Below are 23,304 nucleotides of genomic sequence, written 5' to 3' on the forward strand. Positions count from 1 at the left end.
ATCGCAAAACAGACTGGCTCATTTTCAACGCCGAATTTAGAAGTAATAACCTAGCGATAAATAGAACAATTTATTCCATTGATTGCTGTCACCTTGCGCCAATCCATCTGCGCCACTGCCCGTCATTGGGTCATTGCGGCTCCAGATATATTCGCCCTGTATGCCGACTTTTTTATAGTTAAAATATAAGCCTGCAATTAAGCGATCCGAATCTTGATAGCCTGATTCATCTTTATAAAAACGGCTATACGACACATAAGGTTTAATATTTTCTAACTGATGGAAAGGCTTGGCAAAGGTGTAGTTAATTTCATTGGCCATATATTTGCCTTTGTTCGCCACTTGATAGGGATAATCAAATGCGCCAATGGTCGAACTTTTTGGCAAAAGATCATCTGCATTTTTAATATCCTGCTCTCCTGCCAAGAACAACCATTGCCATGCCTGATAATTGGTGGTGCTAAAAATGCTCCATGTACTACGATGCCCATCTTTATTGGTGCGATTATTTTCCAGTTCTGAGTACCAGTAAGAACCTCCAATTTCCGTGGAGAAATTCTGGGATTGATCTAGCTCAAATTTTCGGGATAAGCGCGTCACCCACATATTCTTTTCATCAATATCGGTGCCTTGAGTCAAATCATCTGCCCGCACAAAGTTACCGCTATAGCGACTGGAATCCTTGGATGTACCTTTGTAATTGCCGCCATCGGTTGGGTAAAAACCAAGAATGAAGTTATACAGACTGTCCTTAAACTGGTACTTCACCCCAAGGTTTTGAATGTCTTCCAGTCCAACGGTATTCAGCAAAGTTTCATAATAACTATTGCCCCAGAGTCGTCCAAAACCGAAATCAACCGATTGAAAACCGACTGTCAGTCGTTGCTGATCTGAAAACTTATAGCCTGCCCAAGCATCTTTTAAAAATAGTGCATCACATAAGCGGTCATACTGGTAGCAACGTACATCCATTGATGCAATCCAGTCTGGGTTTTCATAACTGAGTACCGCTTTGATATCAGCCAGACGCCAGTCATCATTTTTGGAACCTTCATTGGCTTCGACAATATAGTCTTTATGGATATAGCGGGTACGGATGGCGCCCGTCAGTTTCAGTTCACCCGCTTGGGTTTTCGGGTCACCGATACTGAAATCGGCAGCCCAGACTGGCGTATTTGCCAAGACACCCATTGAACCCAAGAGAAGCATTGCTTTTTTCATTGTTGTACGTCCTTGTTTAACCTCATAAGAAAATGAAGAAATTCACGCTGACAAACAACGCTTAAACTATAAAGTTGGTCTTTACGGAGTGTGTTTAATGGAACAGGATTAAGTTCAGACAAGTATGGAATAACCTTTGTAGATAGATAAAATCAACAATAATTGAATTACAGCCAAAAGAGCATAACGGAGCTTATAACTACTACAAAACCAAAAAAAACAGATAACTTAATATAAAACCATAACTTTTTATGCTGCTCTACTACACTCATAGCAGAGTCCAAATCCAAGCCATAGAATAGTTTTCTTTTTTTGAAAAAGTTTTCTGAGCTTTTTTCTGAAATAAAGAAAATTATATTAATAAAAGTAACACCTAAAATTACTGCCTCAATATTAACGACATCCATTGATTTGTTTTTATACAAGTTACCATAAAATATACTTTTTAAAGATTCATTACGATTCACATACCTTGCAGCTAATTGGTGAAAAATAGCCCACAACACAACCGACAATAATAAATAAATCACTAACAAGTCTTTAACATGCATATCACACCCGAGGACTCATTAGCATTCATAAAAACACCATTTAAAGACAATATCAAATACAGCACAAACAAAAGAAAAACTACTTTATTTAAAAACAACAAAAACAATTCCAAAAAGTAGAAACAAAACACCAAAAACACCTTGAAAAATAATATACAAATTAAGTTTTCTATAATTTTTCACTATATAAATTGCAGACTTTGTATCCAATGCAGGGAAGAGTGGATGTTTTCTTCTTTTAAAAAAATATATTCAGGATTTTTTTTGCATATAAAAAATATTGAATATTAGTCACAGTAATGACAGACATAATAGCCTGAATATTAGGTATACTCACTGACTTATTTTCAAACGAATCAAATCCATACAAACTCTTCCTAAGGTCTGAAGATTTAACAATTATTCTTGAAGCTAGTTGATGAAAAACTCCAAAAAGGATAAGGCAAAGGATAAATCCAATGACTAAATAGTCTTTTACACTCATTAAAAAATACTCTTAATTTTATCATATGAATATTCAGCAATATTTGCCCCAGCCTCACCACCTAATCCTGCTACTGTCATAATTACCTGTCCAACTTTAGCATGAGGCGTAATAGCTAAAAATCCAACTAGACGCTTGCTTAAAATTTCACCTCCAGTAAGCCCTTTAGCTCTGAGTAATATTTTCACTTAGGAAAAATAGTATTATTGCTAATATTGATAAACAAAAAGCTGAGAAAATTAAATTTTTTACAACCGATTTATACCATTCTCCATGGTTGAGTAATAATAGGTTAAGATTTTTATCATTCATATTAGGTGCTAATGGAAAGGGGCCTCTAGAAAAAACGGTATCTCTTTTTAGAACTTTTAGCTCTCTGAATCTAGCAGCTGCAACCATTCCTGTCGTTGTTTCTATTAAAAAAAAGCTAGTCAAATCTAACTTTTTAAAGTATTTGGGATTATCAAAGAGTAAACTGGAGATAGAACTAAGATTCTTTTTAACATATGCATAACTTTTGAAACTAGATATTAAAGAATAAGATATCCATATAGAACTAATAATTGCAAAAGCTATTTCAAAATACTTTTCTAACATTTTATTGGGTCATCCATTCTATACTACGATCAGCACCAGTTCCTATAATCTCTCCCATATTTTCGCCCCACTACAACGGAGGTTATTTCCCAGGCAACAGTAACGACACTGTATATCCAATTGCTCCATCCGCAGTACCAAATAATTATCTCTTTTTAATAAAAACTAAACCTTCTCAAATAAACTAAAGAAAGTTCCAAAAATCAAAAAAAGTAAAGAAAATAAAAAAATAAAATATTGAATAAAGAAAAACAATGGATATTTTTTCAAAAGTAGGAATAGTTGATTTTTATTTAATGGATAATAAAAATTCTTATCATATAATTTTTTAAAAATGACTCCTCTTTTTATATTTAAAATTTCACGCCAAAAAACTAAAGGCAAAATACTTATAAAAAAATAATTAAATGGTTCTAGTGGAAGCTTAAAGTATGCTTCATCTTTAAATATTATTCTTAGAATCCCTCTTAAATTCATTGAAATATAAATATACAAAGAGATTGAAAGAATAAAAAAAAGAATTAAAGAAAAACCTCCTAGCATAGCAAAAGGAATTGTTTTAAATAAATAAATAATTGTCTCAGTCATATTAAACTACTTTTTTATATTTTCCAGTTGGTTATAAATAGCCTCACCAATTTCACCTCCTTTTTCACCGCCATACCACCCTAGTCCAGCAGAAAGTGTTGCTGCTAACCCTAGTACTACCAATGAAGTCCCTCCTGTAGCAACAGTTAATACAATAAAGGTTCCTGCAGCTCCTCCAGCAATTCCTCCAGCAATTTTAGATACTTCCACTACAGTGGTTTTAGTTTTTTCCTCAGGTTTCGCATTGGCAATTGCATCACCTGCATTATAAACATCAATTGCTAAAAATAAGTATCCCCCACCTTTAATGACTTTACTCATTCTCCCTAACTCAGCCATTTTTTCTACATACTCTTTCATACCACCTTTATAAGTTGTTCCTCTAGCCAAGGAGGATTGACTAATCATACGTCGCATATTATTAGTTTTGATAGACTGATCCCACTTAAAAATTCCTTTTGAATATTCATGATCTAATTGCTTATATAAATCACTATATTTATGCCTAAAAGCCTTAAAGTTTTTAGGATTTGCTAGTCCTGATCCTTTTGCTCTTTCTTCAGCCATTTTTAATGCTAATTGACCATGAATTTTATTCATTCGTGTGGCTGTACCTTCATGAAATGCTAAAGTTGCATCAATTCCACCTTTAGCAATTGCTCCCCATGCTATTCCGCTATCATTTGAAGGCTTTTCAAATTTTTGGACTAAAGGATGGTCGTTATTTTCAAAGATATTTTTATATGTAATCTCCGTTCTAGTATCAATCAAGGCGTCATAAAAAAATTCATAGTTCTGGGCGAAGAATTCTGCATCAAAATTTTTATCTTTTTTCATAAGCTCAATATTGGTATGAGCTTTTTGTGCATCATTTTTATATTTTTGCAATTCTTTTGCTGATGTTGAATTTGAAAGAATCACTACCATCCCTGGGGTCAGAAGTCGAATAGGTGCTATATTTGAAATATGCGGATTATTGGCCTTTAGCGTATCCCAATCTGATGCAATCAATGGTTTTTTAAAAACTCTTTTCGACCAATCTAACATTGTTTCAGTTTTTTTAATTAAATACCAAGCCACCTCTCCATCATTAAGATAAATTTCCTTAATATTTTCTTTTAGATTTTTAGTTATTTCCGTTGTGGTCTTAATTGTAAACGTACTATGTGTCTTTTTATCAGAATAAGCCTTAACTGCAATTTTTTGAAGAACTTCTCCACGGAAATAAACAGAATAAATCAAGGAGGTATTTAAATTATATATTTCAGTCCAACCTGTTAAACCTTGCTCATCAAAATTACCTTCAAATGTTGTTGTTTTCTTAGTCGTATTATTAATCACAAAGAATTTATAAGTTAAATCTTTCAATTTGAGAGGGTCTTGAACACTAAGCTTTAGACGACTGAAATAGGTACTCATAGTTGATCTCCCGAGTCTTCTTCTCCAGCTTGCTCAATTTCACTCATCATTACTAAAGTCGTAATTTGTTGAGCAGATGGTGATGTTTTTAGCTTCATAAATCCTTTTTGGTCAGTTTTGCCCTTTTGAACATTTCCCTCTTCATCAAATAATATGTAAGGTTTATCAGCCATGACCTGACTTTCTTTATTCTTTACCAAGTATTGTAAAACATAAGGATTTTCTACATCGGGTAATGCTGAAATAACTGTATTTACTTTCGCCCCACCCATAAACAGATGCTGCCCAGCTTTCACCTCAAACTTGCCACTGGTCACAGGGAAAATACCTGAACCATTCAGCTTGATCTGAGAGCCTCCCGCAGTAATCACAATCTCTTTCGGACTGGTGATTTCAATACGATCTTCGGTCGAAATAATCTGGATGCCTTGCTTGGCCAGCAAATCCATGCCATCCGATTGAGCCTGAACTTCAAACTTACCTTTGGCAGCAACCTGCTTAATCCCATTCTGTGCGGCAAACACGCTGATTCTATTTTGCGCATGCGTAATCAAATTGTTTTGTGTACTCAGATTGATACTGGCACCGGCAAACTGATTGATCTGCCCATCCGCAGATAAATGAATATCTTCATTGCTACTTAAACCAATACCTGCTGGCGAGTTCAGCAATAACAGTGATTTTTTAAACTGGGCGATCTTCTCTTGAATCTGCTCCGCAAATTCTTTCAGTTGATCAAGCGATTCTATTTCATCAATCTGCTGATTCTTGGCAACTTCACTTAAGGCTTTGGCATTGTTTTGATTGCCTTCGAGCTGCTGTTTAGCAGGTTGTGCATCAAGGTGTTCACCTTGGGCCTGATCCTGTTTATGTGTGGAAAGTAATAAACCTTCGCCTGCACGTACCGCACCCCATTGATCGGTACGTAGTTCAAAACCTTCACCTCGATCTTCACTTTCTGCCTTATCTTTCGGATGACTCAGCTTTCCAAGATTGAGTTGGCTAGCGGCATGGCTACTTTGCAACTGGACGCTGATCTGACCTGTGGTATCATCAAAGCGCAGTTGGTTATAGCCTTCACCTTGGTACTCTTTAGATTTGATCCCTACCAGTTTCTTGGTGTCTGGCAGCTTGCCTACACTGTCGAATTTGGTTGGACTACGATGTGCTTCGTGAATCCGACCAACTACAAAGGGAGGATCATTTTCAAAATAACTACTATTAAAAATCAGTCATTTCTCATATTTAATATTGTAAAAACTACAGTATAAAGAGCTAAAAAAATACACCATAAAATTAAGTAGATATTATGATCAAACTTAACTGTATTGATAATGAGTTGGTTTAAAGGATCACTATCGGTCATGAGTGCACATAAGAACAGGAATACATAAGCAAAAAAGCCAATTCTCAGAACATATGTAATATTCTTCACAAAGAACATTATAGTACCAAGAATAACGCTTACGATACCGAAGAACCAAAGGAGTACGCTTTCGTCTTCGTTTGAGCCTTCCATTTCCCTCAAATAGACAAATTCCCCCCCGCCATAAGGCACGTAAGTGACAAAACCTTTTGTAAGAGATTCAAAACAAATAGCCAAGATACCTGAAAGAATCAGAATAAGCGCCAAGTAATGTTTTAATGTTAAATTTTTCATAGTCCTGAGTAGCCCTCACCGGGTGTCCAATATTTATGTAATGTGCGTGGAGTCGCAGTACAAGCTGGGCAACTGTCTGGCTTAGAGTAAATAACTCCTCGTAAAGCTTGCCTGATTGATTCCTGCCAATTTCTTGAGCGATTATAGACTTTTTTAGGATTTTCAAAATTTGTCTTATCTTCTGCCGGGTCCAAAAAAGAATCCAGACCACTCTCCCCTGCATTGTGCAAAATGGTTGCTTCTCTAGGGGTGAGCTGACGCCCTAACTTTAATTGCTTTAATTGGATATTTTTGGCAACCATATCAGTTGCAACTTGAGGATCATTTGTTATGAGATCAAATGTTTTTCTGAGTCTGTTTGAATCACTTTCTGGAAAGCCAAGCAGTTTGGCCGCCAAGCCTAGTTGCATTTCACCCAAGCCATAACTTCTGTGTGGTTTAACACCGAACTTATCTTTAGCGTAAGCCACATAGTTCTTAGCAATAGCAGCAGAAGAATAAAATTTTTCCTGAAAAACGATTGAGCCAATCGTCATAGGGTCCACACCGTACTTTGCTGCAGAGGCATTAATAGCTGCATTGTAATAAGCGACTGTGTATAACCCTTCTGGAGGATGTACCGAACGATTAACTGCAATTTTATCAATACTGTGATCTTTTTCTTGGCTAGTATGATGAGTAACTAGTTTAACTTCATGTACTGTATGCTTTACGCTACTGCCTGACTCTCTCGTGTACGTAATGCCAACAAAGGGCTGAGGCTCTAACAATCTTCCAGTTGGTAGATAAACATTAATTCGAACAGTACAGTTTTTCGGGTTCTCATTTTTTTGCAGAGGGAAATTTGCCTCAACAGATATACCTGAAGGGTTGATCTTCAATTTATTGGTTTCAAACTGTCTGCCAGTATCTTGTACGGTAAATATTGCAGAAAATGAAAAGTTAGTATAATTACCTAACCCTCTCAATCTCAATTGTACATAGCATGTGCTCATTCTGTGTCTTCCTCGTCTGGCACAGGATCTGGATAATCATGATTGTCTAAAAGATGGAAAGATATTTGTTCTTCTTTCTCGGTATATATTCGTTGAGTGTATCCACTTTCATCAGTAACACCTTCAAATTGCTTGCCTGATTCTGATATTGCGAAATATGCTTTATTTTTATACGGTGTATTTTGATTATCAATCAATTGAACACTTAGATTAAATAGCCCCTTACTTTCGGGTAATATTGGAAAGTGGCTAACAACTTGTTCACCAGACTTAAACAAATGCTGCCCTGCCTTCACCTCAAACTTGCCACTGGTCACAGGGAAAATACCTGAACCATTCAGCTTGATCTGGGAACCACCCGCTGTAATCACAATCTCTTTCGGACTGGTGATTTCAATACGATCTTCAGTCGAAATAATCTGAATACCTTGCTTGGCAAGTAAATCCATGCCATCCGACTGCGCTTGGACTTCAAACTTACCTTTGGCAGCAACTTGTTTAATTCCATTCTGCGCAGCAAACACACTGATTCTGTTTTGCGCATGCGTAACCAGATTTTTCTGTGTACTCAGATTAATACTGTCGCCTGCAAACTGATTGATCTGCCCATCTGCGGATAAATGAATATCCTCACTGGTACTTAGGCCAATCCCTGCTGGCGAGTTCAGCAATAGCAATGATTTTTTAAACTGAGCGATCTTCTCTTGAATCTGCTCAGCAAATTCTTTGAGTTGATCCAGCGATTCTATTTCATCAGTCTGCTGATTCTTGGCAACTTCACTTAAGGCTTTGGCATTGTTTTGATTGCCTTCGAGCTGCTGTTTAGCAGGTTGTGCATCAAGATGCTGGCCTTGGGCTTGATCCTGTTTATACGTGGAAAGCAGTAAACCCTCGCCTGCACGGACTGCACCCCATTGATCAGTGCGCAGTTCAAAACCTTCGCCGCGATCTTCACTTTCTGCTTTATCTTTGGGATGACTGAGTTTACCCAGATTGAGTTGACTGGCAGCATGACTGCTTTGCAACTGGGCACTGATCTGCCCTGTGGTGTCATCAAAGCGCAGTTGGTTAAAACCTTCACCTTGATACTCTTTAGACTTAATTCCTGCCAGTTTCTTGGTGTCTGGCAGCTTACCTACATGATCAAACTTGGTTGGGCTACGATGGCCTTCATGAATTCTTCCCACCACAAATGGACGGTCAATATTGCCATCAAAGAAGTCGATGACTACGATTTCATCAATACGGGGCAAGAAGCGTGCGCCATAGCCTTCACCAGCCCAAGGCGTGAGTACATCGACCCAAGCAGAATCGGTGTCGTTGTCATTGGCACCTGCACCACCATCGTGGCTGTGATCGTCATTGCGAGTAAACAGGAAGCGGACTTTAATTCGTCCCCATTCATCCACATGGATTTCTTCACCGCTTGGCCCAACCACTTTGGCACGTTGCGGTGATGCAGTTGGACGGTGTTGTAAGGGATTGTATTCGGGTACGGTTTTAATGCTGCGGCGTTGCAATGTCAGTTGATTGGCTTGGCGCTCATCACTCTCTTTTATTTGCCAGTTGCTTTGCGCTAATAGCTGATGAATCTGTTGCTGCAAGTCTTTGGGTAAATTATTTTGGTTATAAAAGTTTTTGCTTGTGATCAGGAATTCTTTGTCTGCGCCATCGTGTTGATCAATTTCAGGATGTTCAGCCAATTCAAACCAGTAACCCACTTGGGTATCGCGGACGGTAGTATGGGCTGTAAATTGTTTGGATTGTAAGTCGTAATATTGACCCAGATTTTGATTCAGCTTTTCAATCTGAGCATTGCCCGATGCGGTTGCACCATCTTCCCCATTTAAGTCTTGCATCCATGCGGGTGAAAAATGCCATGCCTGTTCTAGTCCAAGACTGGCATTGTCGTATTGAGCACTGTGTTTATGTGTGCTTTGTACACTACCTGCACCGTCTTCTTGTTCTAAGGCATCGGCCTGCCAGCGTTGCACATGCACGCTACTCGGCTGTAGAGAACGCTGTCCAACCAGACTGGTCATGCTGTCGTATTGTTCTGTAGCACTACTACAGTGATAACGAATCTGTCGACGATCGAGTGCTTGGTATTGGCTATTGTCATCAATCAGACGTAGTTTTTGCGGCTGAATCGCGGCACTGCTTTGCGCGACGGTTCTTTCAGCTTCATCAATTAACCAGCTAATCCCTTCGCTACGCATCAAAGATGTTAAAAAATCTTCATCTGATTGATTATATTGCATAATAAAGGGACGAATGTCGTAATCTTGACTGAGTCCGCTTAAATCAAGCGTTAAGCTGGATGCAAACAAGGGGCTTTTTTGCTGCCATTCCTTGAAAACGATTTCCACCACATCACGCACACTCTTGTTCATAAATACGCGACTGTTACGGCGTTGTTTCCACAATGCAGTTGGATCTTCTAAAGTCAGCTTATATACGGTCAAGCTACCGTCTGATTGCCCTTGTAAGGCTTGAGTAATAATCCCTGTGACGCGGGTCAATTGACCTTGATCTGTCACCGTATCAATTGCCGCTTGGCTGCCAATAAATTGTTTGAGTGGAATGGTCGCATTGGTTGACAGGCAGATCAGTTCTGCCTTAAATCCATCATTCAGTTGATGCTGACCATCAATACGTTGTAGGAAGACTTGAGTATTTAAATTTTGATTGGAAAATTGAATATGAATTGCACGTTTTTGTGCAGTAAGACCCAAACTATCCAGGGCCTGAAATATATTACTCAACATTATTTTATAAAATATTAACTAAAATTTAAGCTATTTTATAAACAGCATACAAATCTGTCTATATTTTTAATGTTACGTTCTTGCAACAGTGACTGTAATGACCTGCAGATTTTAGTCTAAAGCCTTAGAATGATTATTAATAAGATTTTTTACAGGTTCAAATCAAAATACATATAAACCAATATGTTTTATCAAATAAGGCCAATTCTCCCTATTTGATAAAACAGTAATCATTAAACCTTAAACTGTAGCCTTAAAATAATCCTCTTTCGGCATATCAATCACTTCGACACATAACTGTATCGGATAGCTGACCTTAGACTGGATATAGCTTTTTTGCTCTAATCGCTGCAACAATGCCGCACCAACAGCTTGTTTTTGAGCCTGCGTCCTGCCACTCAACAAATACAGTTTTAAATGAATATAGGCTTCCTCTGCTTCATTCAAACCAATTAAAAATATCTCATCTTTAAATGCACGAGATTTAATATCATTTGCGACGAATAAATCAGTTTCAATTAATGCGATATTCGCATCCTTTAATAATTGATGTGGATCTAATTCAGTTAAATTAGCTGAATAGTTTGCAATTAAATGCGGCATTTTTATGATTCCTATTCAATAAATAATAAAGCTAAGCGAACTTGGTCATAAGCCATTCTTGGGCTGGTGGCTTCAACGATGGGACGCAATTTAATCGAACCGTCATCGGTAAAATGTTCAGGGTTTTTACGTTTATGCAAACGCTTATAGATCTTGCGCACTTCTTCAATCACTTCATCACCCGGACTGGCCACCGAAATATCCAAGCCCTGCTCTTTATGCAAACGCGCCAGATGATTGATGATCGTTGCAGGCGTTAAACCACGCTCATGCGCAATATCTTCAATCTCATAACCTTCTTCAAATAAAGTACGGGTTTCATCCAAGGTCGCTGCGGCATAATTCTGTTTCGCACCTTTGGCGATTTTCTTTTCATTACGGGCAATTTCAGTGGCATTCAATGTGCCACCACAATGCCGAATAAAAGCATTATGCTGTGTGGTTAAATCAATATTTTCAAAGTTGGCTTCCGCTTCAGTGGATAATTCCTGAAAACGGCGATCCGCTTTGATTGCTAGACTATCCAGTTCAAGCGCCTGCTCATTAAAGCCAAGCAGCTTCAGCCCTGTCAGAGATTTTAAGCGTGATAAAGCCACATAACCCTGACCTTTTTCAAAGGTATTGCTGAGATTGATTTCTGCTGCTTCCAAAGTCATACCCTGACTTTTATGAATGGTAATCGCCCAAGCCAAACGCAACGGAATCTGTTGGAAACTGGCAATCGCCTTACCTGCTTCATTTTCAATTGACCATGTTTCAGGTTCAACCAAGAAGGTTGTGCCATCAGTCAACTTCACTTTAGGCAAAATGCCCTGCTTATCGTCTTCTTCAAAACCAATCACTTCACCCAGACTGCCGTTGATATATCCCATATCAAAGTTGTTTTTGACAAACATCACCTTGGCATTCTTCTTTAGGGTGAGTTCTTCAGGCGCACGCACTGAGGATTTTAAGGTTTCCATCAACTTTTCGTTGCCATCGACAACCGCATTGAATTGATGGCTTTCATTGTCAATTTCATTCAGGTGCTGATAATTAATATTATCGACATCCATATTGTGCGTATATAAACGAGTAAAGGTCTCGCCAATATCGTGCTGCCGCGATTGTTGCAAAGCACTAATATGGTTACCTTTAATATTCTGTGCCCGAATTGCATTGAGAATCTGATTGAGAATTTCATCATCCTGACGATGCTGTTCAGTTAAATAACAGACACGGAATTTGGCTTCGACCCATGCATCGGACATAAAGCAGAATTTATCGCGATTGCTTTCATCCTTTTTACCGACTGGCGGTAACTGGAAGAAATCCCCTGCCACAATCACTTGAATCCCGCCAAAGGCTTCGTCACTTTCTTTAAAGTATTTCAGCACCTGATTGACCAGATTCAGTTGCTTGGCATGCAACATCGAAATTTCATCAATAATCAAGACTTGGGCATTTTCTAAATGCTCTTTTAAATATTTACGCTCTTTCATCCGTTTCAGATCATCATCAGTCAGGCGGTCTTTAATCCCGATCCCCGCCCAAGTATGGATGGTCATACCATTCATATGCGTCGCTGCAATTCCTGTCGAAGCGGTAATTGCCACAGGTACTTTGCGTGCTTTTAAATAATGAATGTATTGATTAAGCGTATAGGTTTTTCCTGCACCTGCTGAACCCGTTAAAAAAACATTTTCGCCAGCTTTAAGTAACTTGAGTGCAGTCTCTTGTTTCATAATTTCTTCAGTCAAAATCAACAGCGCATAGCTTAACGATTTTTTACCCAAAATAAAAATGCAATGCGAAATCTAACCGAATTTCCTCATCAAATACCTAACATTGTTGAACGCTTGGTATCGCATAATTACATTGACATCCAAAGGTTTTCATTTAATGTGGTTGTTAATGAATTCAGACTTGATCTATAAAAATGACTACTTCAAATCTTTATGCATATCAAACAGATATACTCGGTGAAGATTATCAGCAACTGACCTTAAATTTTGCAGATGATTATGATGGAAAAGTTGTAGCTACTTTGGTTCGCAAGAAGGCCGCTGAAGCAACCAAAAAAGCAGTTTTATATATCCATGGTTTTGCAGACTATTTTTTTCAAAAAGAAATGGCTGAACAATTTAATCAGCATGGTTACGATTTTTACGCACTCGACCTGAGAAAATATGGTCGCTCTCGCCTGCCTCACCAAAAATTCTACTATGTGCTTGATTTACGTGAATACGATGCAGAGATCAGCAAAGCACTGGAAATTATTGGTCAAGAAAATCACAATCAAGTTGTATTGGCAGGCCATTCAACAGGCGGTTTAACTGCTACCTTATATGCTGCACATTATCCAGATCATCGCTTAATCAAAGCAGTCTGGAACAACAGCCCATTCTATGATTTCTATAAAAGTGTCCTTGAGAAAAAAGTGGGTATTCCGCTCTTAAGCGAAGTGGGTAAACGCCTACCGAATGGAAAATTTCCAAGCGGTCTAAATCAATGGTATACCCCGAGCTTACATAAAGATTTTTATGGTGAGTGGGATTTCAATCTGGATTGGAAACCAAAAACCATGCCTTTTGTGCACCTCTGTTTTGTGACGGCAATTCACGAAGCACAAAAGGAAATTCATCAGGGTGTGAGTTTAAATGTACCTACCTTGATCATGCATTCACATCAATCAAAATTTCCTAAAAAATGGGGTATTGATGCGCAACAAAGCGATGTGATTCTGGATGTCAATGATATGACTCAGAATGCCAAGAAAATGAAAGGTGATGTGCAAACACTTGCTATTCAAAACGGTCTGCATGATTTGGTTTTATCTGCACCGCCTGTTCGTGCACAGGTCTATAAAGATCTGTTTGCTTGGTTGGCTGAAAAAATCCAGTAATACCGATGACCATTTTAAATATCTTGATGCTCAGTGGTCTTGGTACTTACTGAGCATATTTTTAGCGGGATGCGAAGCTGGCAATAATTCCAGCAGACGTTCAGCAGCATCAACGGCTTCTGGACAATAGGCCAAATGTTTTAATAAAGCATCACTGCCCTGTGTCTGAAAAATCACATGACTCAAACGCGACTCCAAACAATCCCGCCAAGCAGATAAAAATGGACTTTCGGTTTTCGCTAAGAAAATACCAGTATAACCTTGTAGAGCGGTACTGATATAACCCGCATCCAATGCCTGTTCCAGTTGCAGGAAATCTGCCTCGATCGGAATATTCAGGCGATAAGGCCTTGAACCAAGCGCCTCACCTAAACGATCTCTTAAATGAGACATCTCTGCTTTTAATGTCCCAAGACTGACTTTGCGTTCCCCATACAAAGCCTGATGTAAATTCTCTAAATTCAGACCTTGTGGACATAGAGCTAAAATCACCAGAATTTCGATTTGTCTCGGGGTTAAACTTAAGCTTTTGCCATTGATCAACACCTGTGCCGTATTAAAAGTACGTAAATACAGGTGTTGTTGCTGTAATTGTTGCACCGCCATTTGAATAATTGCGGCGCAGCGTTCGACGGCTAATAGACCTAAACTATTGTGGTTTTCCCATGTAGTGGATAAATCTACTACGCCTAAAACTTGCTTGGAATAAGGATCAAGCACAGGCGCAGCATAGCAAACCCAATCATGTACCGATGCCATATAGTGTTCATTAGAAAATACACAGCTTGATTTACGGGTCTTCAGTGAAAGTGCCAGCGCATTGGTGCCAACTAATTCTTCCTGCCACTGTCCCCCTGCAACAAAGTGGACGCGTTCGGCAGCATTACGCATTTGGGTACAGGATGCTGTCCAGATAATGGTACTGCCGACATCGCCAACCGCAAGCACCATAGCAGACTGTTCTGCAACATGTTTTAGATCTTCTTGGCAAGCCTGTAATGCCAAGGCCAAAGAACCTGTTTGAGTCGAAACTTGATCGAGCAACGGTGCAGCTAAACGTTCTTTAGGAATATCAGCGAGTGTAGAACGCTCCCATGAACTGGCAATACTCTGTTCCATTTTTTCGGCATGCTGTGGATTGAGACTACTTTGCGCCCTGAGTTGCTCAACCAATGTCCGCTGTTGCTGTAATTCCCTTTTTGTATGCATTTGTAATTTCCCTATTCCCTTATATGCAATTCCAACCTTTTTCCAACCTTCAACGCGATAACGTCATTCTCAATAACGTACCCAGTACTTTATTTAAAAATATCACAACACATAAAGGAGTATGTATATGCGCTATGTTGATCCGAATCAATCTGGTTCAAAAATCCATTTTAAAGACCAATATGAAAACTTTATTGGTGGGCAGTGGGTTGCGCCAGTCAAAGGAGTCTACTTTGACAATATTTCCCCTGTCGATGGCAAAAGTTTTACTCGTATTCCACGTTCGAGTGCAGAAGATATTGAACTGGCACTGGATGCTGCCCATAAAGCCAAGAAAGAGTGGAATAAATCCTCTCCAACCACACGATCTAATTTATTACTTAAAATTGCGGACCGTATGGAGGCCAATTTAGAAATGTTGGCGGTTGCTGAAACTTGGGATAATGGTAAACCTGTCCGTGAAACGCTGGCGGCTGACATCCCTTTGGCCATTGATCATTTCCGTTATTTTGCAGGCTGTATTCGCGCACAGGAAGGTGGTATCTCCGAAATTGATGAAGACACCATTGCCTATCATTTTCATGAACCACTCGGCGTGGTTGGACAAATCATCCCTTGGAACTTCCCGATTCTCATGGCGGCATGGAAACTGGCACCGGCATTGGCAGCGGGCAACTGTGTGGTGATCAAACCTGCGGAACAAACACCTGTTGGCATTTTATTAGTGGCTGAGCTGATACAAGACCTATTACCTGCGGGTGTACTCAATATCATCAATGGTTATGGTGCCGAAGTTGGCCGCCCACTGGCAACCAGTCCACGTATTGCCAAAATTGCGTTTACTGGTTCGACCCAAGTTGGGCAATTGATCATGCAATATGCCACCGAAAACATCATTCCAGTGACTTTGGAGCTAGGCGGAAAATCACCGAATGTATTCTTTGCCGATGTGATGGATCATGATGATGATTTTCTTGATAAAACCCTTGAAGGTTTCGCCATGTTTGCGCTGAATCAGGGTGAGGTCTGCACTTGCCCATCGCGTGCCTTGATTCAGGAAAGTATTGCCGATCAATTTATGGAAAAAGCCATTGAACGGGTCAAGCGCATCAAACTCGGACATCCCCTTGATACCGACACTATGGTCGGTGCACAAGCCTCATTGGAACAGCAAGAAAAAATCCTGCGTTGTATCGATACAGGCCGACAAGAAGGTGCGGAAGTGCTATTGGGTGGGCATGGTCGCCAAGAGGTCGGCAATGGTTACTACATCGAACCGACCATCTTTAAAGGCCATAACAACATGCAAGTGTTTCAGGAAGAAATCTTTGGCCCTGTGCTGTCTGTGACCACATTTAAGGACTTTGATGAAGCCATTCAGATCGCCAATGACACCATGTATGGCTTAGGTGCAGGGGTCTGGTCACGCTCAAACCATACTGCCTATCGTGCAGGCCGTGCCATTGAAGCGGGTCGAGTTTGGACCAATTGTTATCACATCTACCCTGCTCATGCTGCATTTGGAGGCTATAAAAAGTCAGGTGTAGGTCGTGAAAACCACAAAATGATGCTCGATCATTATCAACAAACCAAAAACTTGTTGGTGAGTTATTCAACCAAAGCCATGGGCTTTTTCTAGACGATCCAAATCGGTTTACTGACCTGTATAAGCCTTATCTTTAAAGGTTTATACAGGTTTAAACCATCAGATGTTGGTTTATAAAAAACCTCTATTTTTCACTCAAACTGAATCACCAAAGCAAATAAAAATTCAATTTCTGCACAGGGTGTGCAACATCGGCATTGCTTTTGCATCTTGCTGATAAGACCCATACACGGAGCTTTGTATGAACAATCAAGATCCTATTTCTGCACTTTCAGCATCGACAACCACTTCCGAAGATTATTTTGCCCAAAGACAACTCAAACAAGGTGCCGTGGGCTGGTTATTACTGATCGGTTTAGGGGTTGCCTATGTCATTTCAGGTGATTTTGCTGGCTGGAATTTCGGTATCGCTCAAGGGGGTTGGGGCGGCATGTTTGTTGCCACCGCAGTCGTTGCCGTGATGTATCTCTGCCTATGCCTTGCCATGTCCGAAATGGCGACCATGCTGCCAACAGCGGGTGGCGGTTATAGTTTTGCGCGTATCGCATTTGGCCCACTCGGTGGTTATTTAACAGGTACCGCGATTCTGATTGAATACGCGATTGCGCCCGCAGCCATTGCGGTCTTTATTGGTGCCTATTGTGAATCGTTATTTGGCATTGGTGGCTGGCAAGTTTATTTAGCCTGTTATCTCATTTTTATGGGTATTCACCTAAAAGGTGCTGGCGAAGCCCTTAAAATTATGTTTGCCATCACCTTGGTTGCGGCAATCGCACTGGCCGTTTTTATTTTTGCGATGTTTCCTCATTTTAATTCGCATAATCTGTTTGATATTCCAGCGGGGCAACAATTTGGCGCAAGTAGCTTTTTACCCTATGGCTATTTAGGGATTTGGGCAGCGGTTCCCTATGCAATTTGGTTTTTCTTGGCCGTTGAAGGTGTGCCCTTAGCCGCAGAAGAAGCCAAAGATCCGGCCAAATCACTGCCACGCGGACTGATTGGTGCGATGTTGATTTTAACCGCCTTTGCCCTATTGATTTTATTTTTGGGTGCAGGTGCAGCGGGTGCCAGTACCTTGCAACACTCCAGTGCACCTTTGGTCGATGCCCTCGTCAAAGTCTATGGACAAGGTACATGGCTGGCTAACTTTGTCAATTTTGTCGGTCTTGCTGGACTCATCGCCAGTTTCTTTTCGATTATCTATGCCTATTCACGCCAAATTTTCGCACTCTCCCGTGCGGGCTATTTACCTACATCGCTATCATTGACCAATAAAAATCATGCCCCTTATTTAGCCATCATCATTCCAGGCATCATTGGATTTTTCTTGTCCTTAACTAAAGAAGGCGATTTACTGATTTTAATTGCAGTCTTCGGTGCAACCATTTCTTATGTATTGATGATGCTCTCGCATATTAAACTGCGCGTATCTCGGCCCTTAATGCACCGTCCCTATAAAACACCTGGTGGTATCGTCACCTCGAGCATTGCCTTAATTTTAGCTACCATCGCAGTTGTCGCAGGTTTTCTGGTCAATCCTAAAGTGTGGTGTATTGCAGCAGGCATTTATATGGTCTTTATTGCCTATTTTATATTTTATAGCCGTCATCAACTCATACAGGGGACGCCAGAGGAAGAGTTTGCCCAGATCACGGCAGATGAAAAACAATAATCAGGAAGATTAAGGAGAAGCGCATGCGTTACCGTCAAATCGTGGCCCAACAACACTATCAGTTTGCCGATCTTAAAACATTAATGGCAAAAGCCACGCCTTTGCGTTCTGGTGATCAACTGGCAGGGATTGCTGCACAGGATGCTACTGAACGTGTTGCTGCACAAATTACACTTGCAGATGTGCCGTTAAAAAACTTTTTAAATGAAACGCTAGTCGATTACGAGACTGATGAAATTACCCGACTGATTATTGATGAACACCGCGCTGATCTGTTTGCGCCGATTGCGCATTTTACGGTTGGCGATTTCCGTAACTGGCTACTCAGCGAAGATGCCACCACCGAAAAACTACAGCAACTTGCAGCGGGTCTCACACCAGAAATGGTCGCAGCTGTGAGTAAAATTATGCGCAATCAAGATCTCATCTATGTCGCTAGTAAATGTGAGGTCATCACTCAATTCCGCAATACCATCGGCTTAAAAGGACATTTATCCACGCGTTTACAACCCAATCATCCCACCGATGATGTACTGGGTATTTCCGCCAGTATTTTAGATGGTTTGATGTATGGCAATGGTGATGCAGTAATTGGCATTAATCCCGCAACAGACAACTTACATAATTTATCAGAGCTGCTAAAACTGATTGATCATGTTATTCAAGAATATCAAATCCCGACCCAGTCTTGTGTTCTGACCCATATCAGTTCAGGCATTCAACTGGCAGAAAAAAATGTTCCGATTGACCTGATGTTTCAATCCATCGCAGGTACACAAAAAGCCAATGAGGGTTTTGGCATTTCACTCGAAATGCTGCAAGAAGGTTATGAAGCAACACTGGCTCTCAACCGTGGTACGCTTGGCAACAACGTAATGTACTTTGAAACAGGCCAAGGCAGTGCCCTGTCGAGTAATGCACATCACGGCGTCGATCAGCAAACCATCGAAGCGCGTGCCTATGCCGTAGCACGCAAATACAATCCCTTATTGGTCAATACCGTGGTCGGCTTTATTGGCCCTGAATATCTCTATGATGGAAAACAAATTATCCGCGCGGGTCTGGAAGATCATTTCTGCGGCAAGCTGCTCGGTTTGCCGATGGGTTGTGATATCTGCTATACCAATCATGCAGATGCCGATCAGAACGATATGGATGTGCTGCTGACCTTATTCGGTACAGCAGGCATTAATTTTATTATGGGCATTCCGGGTTCAGATGATGTGATGCTGAATTATCAAACCACCTCTTTTCATGATGCACTATACCTCAGACAACTGCTTGGATTACAACCAGCCCCTGAGTTTTCATCTTGGTTAGAGCAACAAGGCATTTTAAAACAGCAGCAACAGCATATTCATTGGGCAGAACAAATGCCTGCTCAATTCTCCAAGTTATTGATGCATTGAGGAGAATCAAATGAAACTTTCTAAAGACTTTCAATTTCCTGCACAGGCGCATCAAGACCAGTGGGAAACACTGAAACAGTTTACCGATGCCCGTATTGCCATTGGACGTGCAGGGTGCAGCATTCCAACCCGCGCTTTGCTTGATTTCCAACTCAGCCATGCTCAAGCCAAAGATGCGGTTTTCCAGTGCTTAAATGTCGAATTACTGACTGAGCAATTACAACAATTGGGGCTCACTCCTATCCATGTACAAAGTCAGGCTGAACATAAAGAGCTGTATTTGAAGCGACCTGATTTAGGACGTTTACTTTCAACCGATTCGATGCAACAGCTTCAGCAAATGCAACAAGATCAGCAGAGCTATGATGTCTGTATTGTGATTGGCGATGGTTTATCGGCCCGTGCCATTGAAGAAAATGCACTGCCTTTTATACAGGCACTGATCCAACCGTTTGCAGAACAACAATGGTCTTTAGCCCCTGTGGTGATTGCAACAGGCAGCCGTGTTGCTTTGGGGGATGAAATCGCTGAAATTTTTCAGGCGCGTATGCTCATTATGCTGATCGGTGAACGTCCCGGTCTCAGTTCACCTGACAGTATGGGACTCTACTACACATGGGAAGCGCACAGCGGTTGCCTAGATTCACAACGTAACTGTATTTCCAATATTCGTCCCGCAGGATTAAGTACGCCGATTGCCACACAACGCTTATTGGCTTTAATGCATAACTCCAAACAACTGGGGTTTTCTGGTGTCGATTTGAAAGATGAACATGTGGTTCCAACTGTTGAAGAACATCATCAACGCAGATTGCTTTTTTAACTGAGTACTTGGACAGCCCTATTTACCAGTGCTGTCCAACATGCATAAGGTCAACACATCAGTCTTAAAAATGATTTAAGATACAACATAATTTTTATTCATTGGTACTCGGTCATGACCCTCGCCACCCATCTAAAAACCGTTTACGCCATTCAACATCTTGCTTTTGAAGACCTAGGTTCATTAGAAGATATTTTTTATCAGTTGGGTTTTCGCGTCCGTTATTTCGAAGCAGGCGTGGACGATCTTAGCCCTGCGCTCAATTATGAAGGCTTAACGGTGATTCTTGGTGGCCCAATCGGCGTCTATGAAACCGAGGACTACCCGTTTTTAGTGGATGAAATTGCAGGGTTAAAACAACGCTTAAAAGCCAATAAACCCACCATCGGAATTTGTTTGGGGGCACAACTCATTGCACACGCACTCGGGGCAAAAGTCTATGCTGGACACCAAAAAGAAATTGGTTGGAGCAAATTAGACATTAAAGTGCTTGAGACGAATCCCTTAGCAGCATTAGAAAATGTCGAAGTGCTGCACTGGCATGGTGACACTTTTGATTTACCTGAAAATAGTACCTTATTGGCAAGTTCGGCAATCTATCCCAACCAAGCTTTTTCTGTCGGTAATAATATCTTGGCCTTGCAGTTCCATCTTGAAATCGCTGAAGAAAATTTTGAAAAATGGCTCATTGGACATACCTGTGAAATACGTCATGCGGGTTTATCCATTCCTCAATTGCGTCAAGATAATCAGGCTTATGCAGCACAGTTGGAGCAACAGTGCCGACTCGCAATTCAAACGTTCTTAGACCATCTGAATGTTTAAAAGCTTGCTATTTTAGAACTGTAAAAAAAGCCCAACATTAAATCGCTGGGCTTTTTCGTTGGTTCATCCATAAGGTCTGTTACACCCATGTTAAAGCTGTGTTGTTGTCTGCATTGGCAGTAATCGAGAGTCTTGAATTGCTGCAATACGATGTCCATTTCCCTTCATGCATTCTGGGTTCTGTGCAAACGACATAAAGCTGTCAATGGATGTTTGTTTTACCAACATCACGATGTCCCAATACTCATCAGAGGGTCCGATAAAAAATTCACCCGCATTGGCGAGCAGTAAAATATCGCCACCCGTTTGCTGTAGAAACGGACGTGTATGGTCGATATAGCGCTGAAACGCCTCTCGTCCTGTAATTGGGGTTGCTGGTGCTAAATCTGGACAATCTGAATAATCCGCCACTTGTTTTAATCGAAGTAAATTCAACATGACGACCTCCCCTTGAAGATGTCGCTTAAATAAACGAATGCCATCCTCTTGTGTTGGGAAAATATACGCGTCTTTCATTTTTTTCTCCCCCTTAAACTTTTAATTTATTCAACAAAAGCTGTAACGTCTTGATTTCCTCTTGATTGAATAATGCAAAGATAGAATCAACCGTGTGCTCGACCGTCGTGATCGCACTGCTGAGAAGTTCTTGACCACTTGCACTCAGTACAACAAAGCTTTGTCTTGCATCACGTGGATGAACCGTCTTTACGATCAGCCCAGTTTTTTCCATAGGTTGCAACACTCTGGTGACACCAGAAGCTGTCAGTGCAACTTTATGGGCCAATGAGATTCGATTTAATCCCACCTCAGGCACTAGACCAAGGTGATACATCAGAATAAATTCCGTCAGATTAATTCCGTGTACGCTAAGCGCCAGATCCAGTTTTTTACTCAATAAAGAACCAACAAGGTGTTGATCCAGTAATAATTCAAGCTTATTCATAACCGATTTCAATACAGATACAATGCTTGCAATATACTTGAGTTATCAAGTATATTGCAAGCATTGTATCTTACTTTTTGAGATGAACTATGAATGAGGTCTCTACAAACAATCTCTATCTCCACTACGATATCTTTGGCGCTGAGCATGAAAATACCATTCTATTAATTTCAGGATTAGGTACTCAGATGATTCATTGGCGTGATTTATTCTGTCAAATGCTTGCTAAAAGAGGTTTTCGAGTCATTCGGTTTGACAATCGAGATGTTGGCTTGTCAACACATTTGCATGATCAACCCGCTCCAGAGTTGGGTGATCTGATCCATGCTACCCAAAATGGCGAGAACATTAAAATTGCTTATACGCTTCACGATATGGTTAAAGATACAGTGGGATTACTTGATGCTTTAGCAATTGATCAAGTCCACATTATTGGACGTTCTATGGGTGGGATGATTGCCCAACTGATGGCAAGTACTTACCCTAAAAGAGTCAAGACCTTGATATCCATTATGTCGAGCACAGGAAACCCTACGCTTCCAAGTGCCCCATCTGATGTTATGGCGCTGCTCACCCGCCCAAGTCCAGACCCACATTTGGATAGGACGGGTTTTTCCTGCATAAATTGCACTTTGCAAAATATATTTCGAGCCCTCGGTTTAATTTCGACGAAAATGCGTATTTACAACTTATTTCAGAGGAATATGACCGCAGTTACGATCCAGATGGACTAAAAAGGCAAATTGCTGCAATTGCAGCAACGGGTGATATTCGCTCATACCTCGCCCGCATTATTGCCCCTACACTGGTGATTCATGGCACAGAGGATTTATTAATCCCGATTGCATGCGGCCAAGATAGCACAAAGTCTATTTCTGGCGCAGAGCTGTTAAAAATTGAGGGTATGGGGCATGATTTACCAACTGATCTCGATCAACTCATCATCGATGCGATTGCTGCCCACATCCAACAAGCAATGCCTCATAAAGATCAGTAACAAACCGACCTCCCAACAATCGCACAACGCGATACACCGATTTAAAATAA

22 protein-coding genes and 1 pseudogene are annotated in these 23,304 nt (G+C 40.6%); 8 read left to right on the forward strand and 15 right to left on the reverse strand.

All coding sequences use genetic code 11. From position 1 onward, the window contains the following. Positions 1–36: 36 nt before the first annotated feature. The 12 genes and pseudogenes from F896_RS07535 to F896_RS07480 form a co-directional block, all read right to left on the reverse strand. Entirely contained in the window at positions 37–1,221 is a 1,185-nt protein-coding gene (locus tag F896_RS07535) for a porin (RefSeq protein ID WP_016164131.1), read from the reverse strand. Between the two features lie 167 nt (positions 1,222–1,388). Then, entirely contained in the window at positions 1,389–1,772 is a 384-nt protein-coding gene (locus tag F896_RS07530; RefSeq protein ID WP_016164132.1) for a hypothetical protein, read from the reverse strand. 483 nt (positions 1,773–2,255) lie between these two features. Beyond that, positions 2,256–2,444 (reverse strand): hypothetical protein, encoded by a 189-nt coding sequence (locus F896_RS0119945; RefSeq protein WP_032882269.1) that lies wholly within the window; start codon positions 2,442–2,444, stop codon positions 2,256–2,258. Further along, positions 2,422–2,853 carry a hypothetical protein gene (locus tag F896_RS07520; protein WP_016164134.1) on the reverse strand — a complete coding sequence of 144 codons (432 nt, stop codon included), beginning with the start codon at positions 2,851–2,853 and terminating at the stop codon, positions 2,422–2,424. The genes F896_RS0119945 and F896_RS07520 overlap by 23 nt, the downstream gene beginning before the upstream one ends. A 165-nt stretch (positions 2,854–3,018) precedes the next feature. Beyond that, complete coding sequence (locus F896_RS07515; RefSeq protein WP_016164135.1) at positions 3,019–3,441, reverse strand: hypothetical protein; 423 nt, start codon at positions 3,439–3,441, stop codon at positions 3,019–3,021. A 6-nt stretch (positions 3,442–3,447) separates the two neighbouring features. Then, the gene (locus F896_RS07510; protein WP_016164136.1) at positions 3,448–4,860 is read right to left on the reverse strand and encodes a hypothetical protein; all 1,413 of its coding nucleotides are present in this window, start codon (positions 4,858–4,860) and stop codon (positions 3,448–3,450) included. Further along, positions 4,857–6,062 (reverse strand): annotated as a pseudogene (locus F896_RS07505) (DUF2345 domain-containing protein); the annotation flags it as partial. The gene F896_RS07510 and the pseudogene F896_RS07505, both read right to left, overlap by 4 nt. Before the next feature lie 26 nt (positions 6,063–6,088). Beyond that, positions 6,089–6,520, reverse strand: a complete 432-nt coding sequence (locus F896_RS07500) for a hypothetical protein (protein WP_016164138.1) — start codon at positions 6,518–6,520, stop codon at positions 6,089–6,091. Continuing rightward, on the reverse strand, positions 6,517–7,515 hold the full coding sequence (locus F896_RS07495) for a hypothetical protein (RefSeq protein ID WP_016164139.1): 999 nt from the start codon (positions 7,513–7,515) through the stop codon (positions 6,517–6,519). Before F896_RS07495 ends, F896_RS07500 begins: the two co-directional genes overlap by 4 nt. Next, on the reverse strand, positions 7,512–10,283 hold the full coding sequence (locus F896_RS07490; protein WP_016164140.1) for a type VI secretion system Vgr family protein: 2,772 nt from the start codon (positions 10,281–10,283) through the stop codon (positions 7,512–7,514). Before F896_RS07490 ends, F896_RS07495 begins: the two co-directional genes overlap by 4 nt. A gap of 240 nt (positions 10,284–10,523) precedes the next feature. Continuing rightward, positions 10,524–10,886: a 5-carboxymethyl-2-hydroxymuconate Delta-isomerase gene (locus F896_RS07485; protein ID WP_016164141.1), complete on the reverse strand. Its 363-nt coding sequence runs from the start codon at positions 10,884–10,886 to the stop codon at positions 10,524–10,526. A gap of 11 nt (positions 10,887–10,897) precedes the next feature. Further along, positions 10,898–12,610: an AAA family ATPase gene (locus F896_RS07480; protein ID WP_016164142.1), complete on the reverse strand. Its 1,713-nt coding sequence runs from the start codon at positions 12,608–12,610 to the stop codon at positions 10,898–10,900. Between the two features lie 194 nt (positions 12,611–12,804). Between F896_RS07480 and F896_RS07475 the strand changes: the two genes are divergently transcribed. Beyond that, positions 12,805–13,770, forward strand: coding sequence for an alpha/beta hydrolase (locus F896_RS07475; RefSeq protein WP_016164143.1), 966 nt, complete (start codon positions 12,805–12,807; stop codon positions 13,768–13,770). A gap of 30 nt (positions 13,771–13,800) precedes the next feature. On the opposite strand, the gene F896_RS07470 is transcribed toward F896_RS07475, so the two are convergent. Then, complete coding sequence (locus F896_RS07470) at positions 13,801–14,979, reverse strand: hypothetical protein (RefSeq protein ID WP_016164144.1); 1,179 nt, start codon at positions 14,977–14,979, stop codon at positions 13,801–13,803. A gap of 127 nt (positions 14,980–15,106) precedes the next feature. Between F896_RS07470 and F896_RS07465 the strand changes: the two genes are divergently transcribed. From F896_RS07465 to F896_RS07445, 5 genes are all read left to right on the forward strand, one after another. Next, on the forward strand, positions 15,107–16,618 hold the full coding sequence (locus F896_RS07465; RefSeq protein WP_016164145.1) for an acetaldehyde dehydrogenase ExaC: 1,512 nt from the start codon (positions 15,107–15,109) through the stop codon (positions 16,616–16,618). A gap of 208 nt (positions 16,619–16,826) precedes the next feature. Continuing rightward, positions 16,827–18,257 carry an ethanolamine permease gene (gene eat / locus F896_RS07460; RefSeq protein ID WP_016164146.1) on the forward strand — a complete coding sequence of 477 codons (1,431 nt, stop codon included), beginning with the start codon at positions 16,827–16,829 and terminating at the stop codon, positions 18,255–18,257. Between the two features lie 23 nt (positions 18,258–18,280). After that, positions 18,281–19,666, forward strand: a complete 1,386-nt coding sequence (locus F896_RS07455) for an ethanolamine ammonia-lyase subunit EutB (protein WP_016164147.1) — start codon at positions 18,281–18,283, stop codon at positions 19,664–19,666. 10 nt (positions 19,667–19,676) lie between these two features. Continuing rightward, entirely contained in the window at positions 19,677–20,489 is an 813-nt protein-coding gene (gene eutC, locus F896_RS07450) for an ethanolamine ammonia-lyase subunit EutC (RefSeq protein WP_016164148.1), read from the forward strand. Between the two features lie 114 nt (positions 20,490–20,603). Next, positions 20,604–21,314 carry a glutamine amidotransferase gene (locus F896_RS07445; RefSeq protein ID WP_016164149.1) on the forward strand — a complete coding sequence of 237 codons (711 nt, stop codon included), beginning with the start codon at positions 20,604–20,606 and terminating at the stop codon, positions 21,312–21,314. A gap of 90 nt (positions 21,315–21,404) precedes the next feature. Here the strand turns inward: F896_RS07445 and F896_RS07440 are convergent, their stop codons facing one another. Then, positions 21,405–21,830, reverse strand: a complete 426-nt coding sequence (locus F896_RS07440; protein WP_016164150.1) for a hypothetical protein — start codon at positions 21,828–21,830, stop codon at positions 21,405–21,407. Between the two features lie 13 nt (positions 21,831–21,843). Further along, a complete protein-coding gene (locus F896_RS07435) occupies positions 21,844–22,257 on the reverse strand; it encodes a MarR family winged helix-turn-helix transcriptional regulator (protein WP_016164151.1) in 414 nt (137 codons plus the stop codon). A gap of 89 nt (positions 22,258–22,346) precedes the next feature. Here F896_RS07435 and F896_RS0119950 point away from each other — a divergent pair, with 89 nt between their 5' ends. Continuing rightward, positions 22,347–22,991, forward strand: a complete 645-nt coding sequence (locus F896_RS0119950; RefSeq protein WP_016164152.1) for an alpha/beta fold hydrolase — start codon at positions 22,347–22,349, stop codon at positions 22,989–22,991. A gap of 74 nt (positions 22,992–23,065) precedes the next feature. Then, positions 23,066–23,254: an alpha/beta fold hydrolase gene (locus tag F896_RS21280; RefSeq protein WP_228130614.1), complete on the forward strand. Its 189-nt coding sequence runs from the start codon at positions 23,066–23,068 to the stop codon at positions 23,252–23,254. Positions 23,255–23,304: the final 50 nt, after the last annotated feature.

It is taken from the genome of Acinetobacter genomosp. 15BJ (assembly GCF_000400715.1).
Lineage (GTDB): Bacteria > Pseudomonadota > Gammaproteobacteria > Pseudomonadales > Moraxellaceae > Acinetobacter.

Coding starts and splice junctions, on each gene's coding strand:
- F896_RS07510 (WP_016164136.1), bottom strand. CDS start 4,860: ATGAGTACCTATTTCAGTCGTCTAAAGCTTAGTGTTCAAGACCCTCTC.
- F896_RS07490 (WP_016164140.1), bottom strand. CDS start 10,283: ATGTTGAGTAATATATTTCAGGCCCTGGATAGTTTGGGTCTTACTGCA.
- F896_RS07485 (WP_016164141.1), bottom strand. CDS start 10,886: ATGCCGCATTTAATTGCAAACTATTCAGCTAATTTAACTGAATTAGAT.
- F896_RS07495 (WP_016164139.1), bottom strand. CDS start 7,515: ATGAGCACATGCTATGTACAATTGAGATTGAGAGGGTTAGGTAATTAT.
- eat (WP_016164146.1), top strand. CDS start 16,827: ATGAACAATCAAGATCCTATTTCTGCACTTTCAGCATCGACAACCACT.
- F896_RS07535 (WP_016164131.1), bottom strand. CDS start 1,221: ATGAAAAAAGCAATGCTTCTCTTGGGTTCAATGGGTGTCTTGGCAAAT.
- F896_RS0119950 (WP_016164152.1), top strand. CDS start 22,347: ATGAATGAGGTCTCTACAAACAATCTCTATCTCCACTACGATATCTTT.
- F896_RS07465 (WP_016164145.1), top strand. CDS start 15,107: ATGCGCTATGTTGATCCGAATCAATCTGGTTCAAAAATCCATTTTAAA.
- F896_RS07475 (WP_016164143.1), top strand. CDS start 12,805: ATGACTACTTCAAATCTTTATGCATATCAAACAGATATACTCGGTGAA.
- F896_RS07480 (WP_016164142.1), bottom strand. CDS start 12,610: ATGAAACAAGAGACTGCACTCAAGTTACTTAAAGCTGGCGAAAATGTT.
- eutC (WP_016164148.1), top strand. CDS start 19,677: ATGAAACTTTCTAAAGACTTTCAATTTCCTGCACAGGCGCATCAAGAC.
- F896_RS07515 (WP_016164135.1), bottom strand. CDS start 3,441: ATGACTGAGACAATTATTTATTTATTTAAAACAATTCCTTTTGCTATG.
- F896_RS07500 (WP_016164138.1), bottom strand. CDS start 6,520: ATGAAAAATTTAACATTAAAACATTACTTGGCGCTTATTCTGATTCTT.
- F896_RS07435 (WP_016164151.1), bottom strand. CDS start 22,257: ATGAATAAGCTTGAATTATTACTGGATCAACACCTTGTTGGTTCTTTA.
- F896_RS07470 (WP_016164144.1), bottom strand. CDS start 14,979: ATGCATACAAAAAGGGAATTACAGCAACAGCGGACATTGGTTGAGCAA.
- F896_RS07440 (WP_016164150.1), bottom strand. CDS start 21,830: ATGAAAGACGCGTATATTTTCCCAACACAAGAGGATGGCATTCGTTTA.
- F896_RS07520 (WP_016164134.1), bottom strand. CDS start 2,853: ATGTTAGAAAAGTATTTTGAAATAGCTTTTGCAATTATTAGTTCTATA.
- F896_RS07445 (WP_016164149.1), top strand. CDS start 20,604: ATGACCCTCGCCACCCATCTAAAAACCGTTTACGCCATTCAACATCTT.
- F896_RS07455 (WP_016164147.1), top strand. CDS start 18,281: ATGCGTTACCGTCAAATCGTGGCCCAACAACACTATCAGTTTGCCGAT.
- F896_RS07530 (WP_016164132.1), bottom strand. CDS start 1,772: ATGCATGTTAAAGACTTGTTAGTGATTTATTTATTATTGTCGGTTGTG.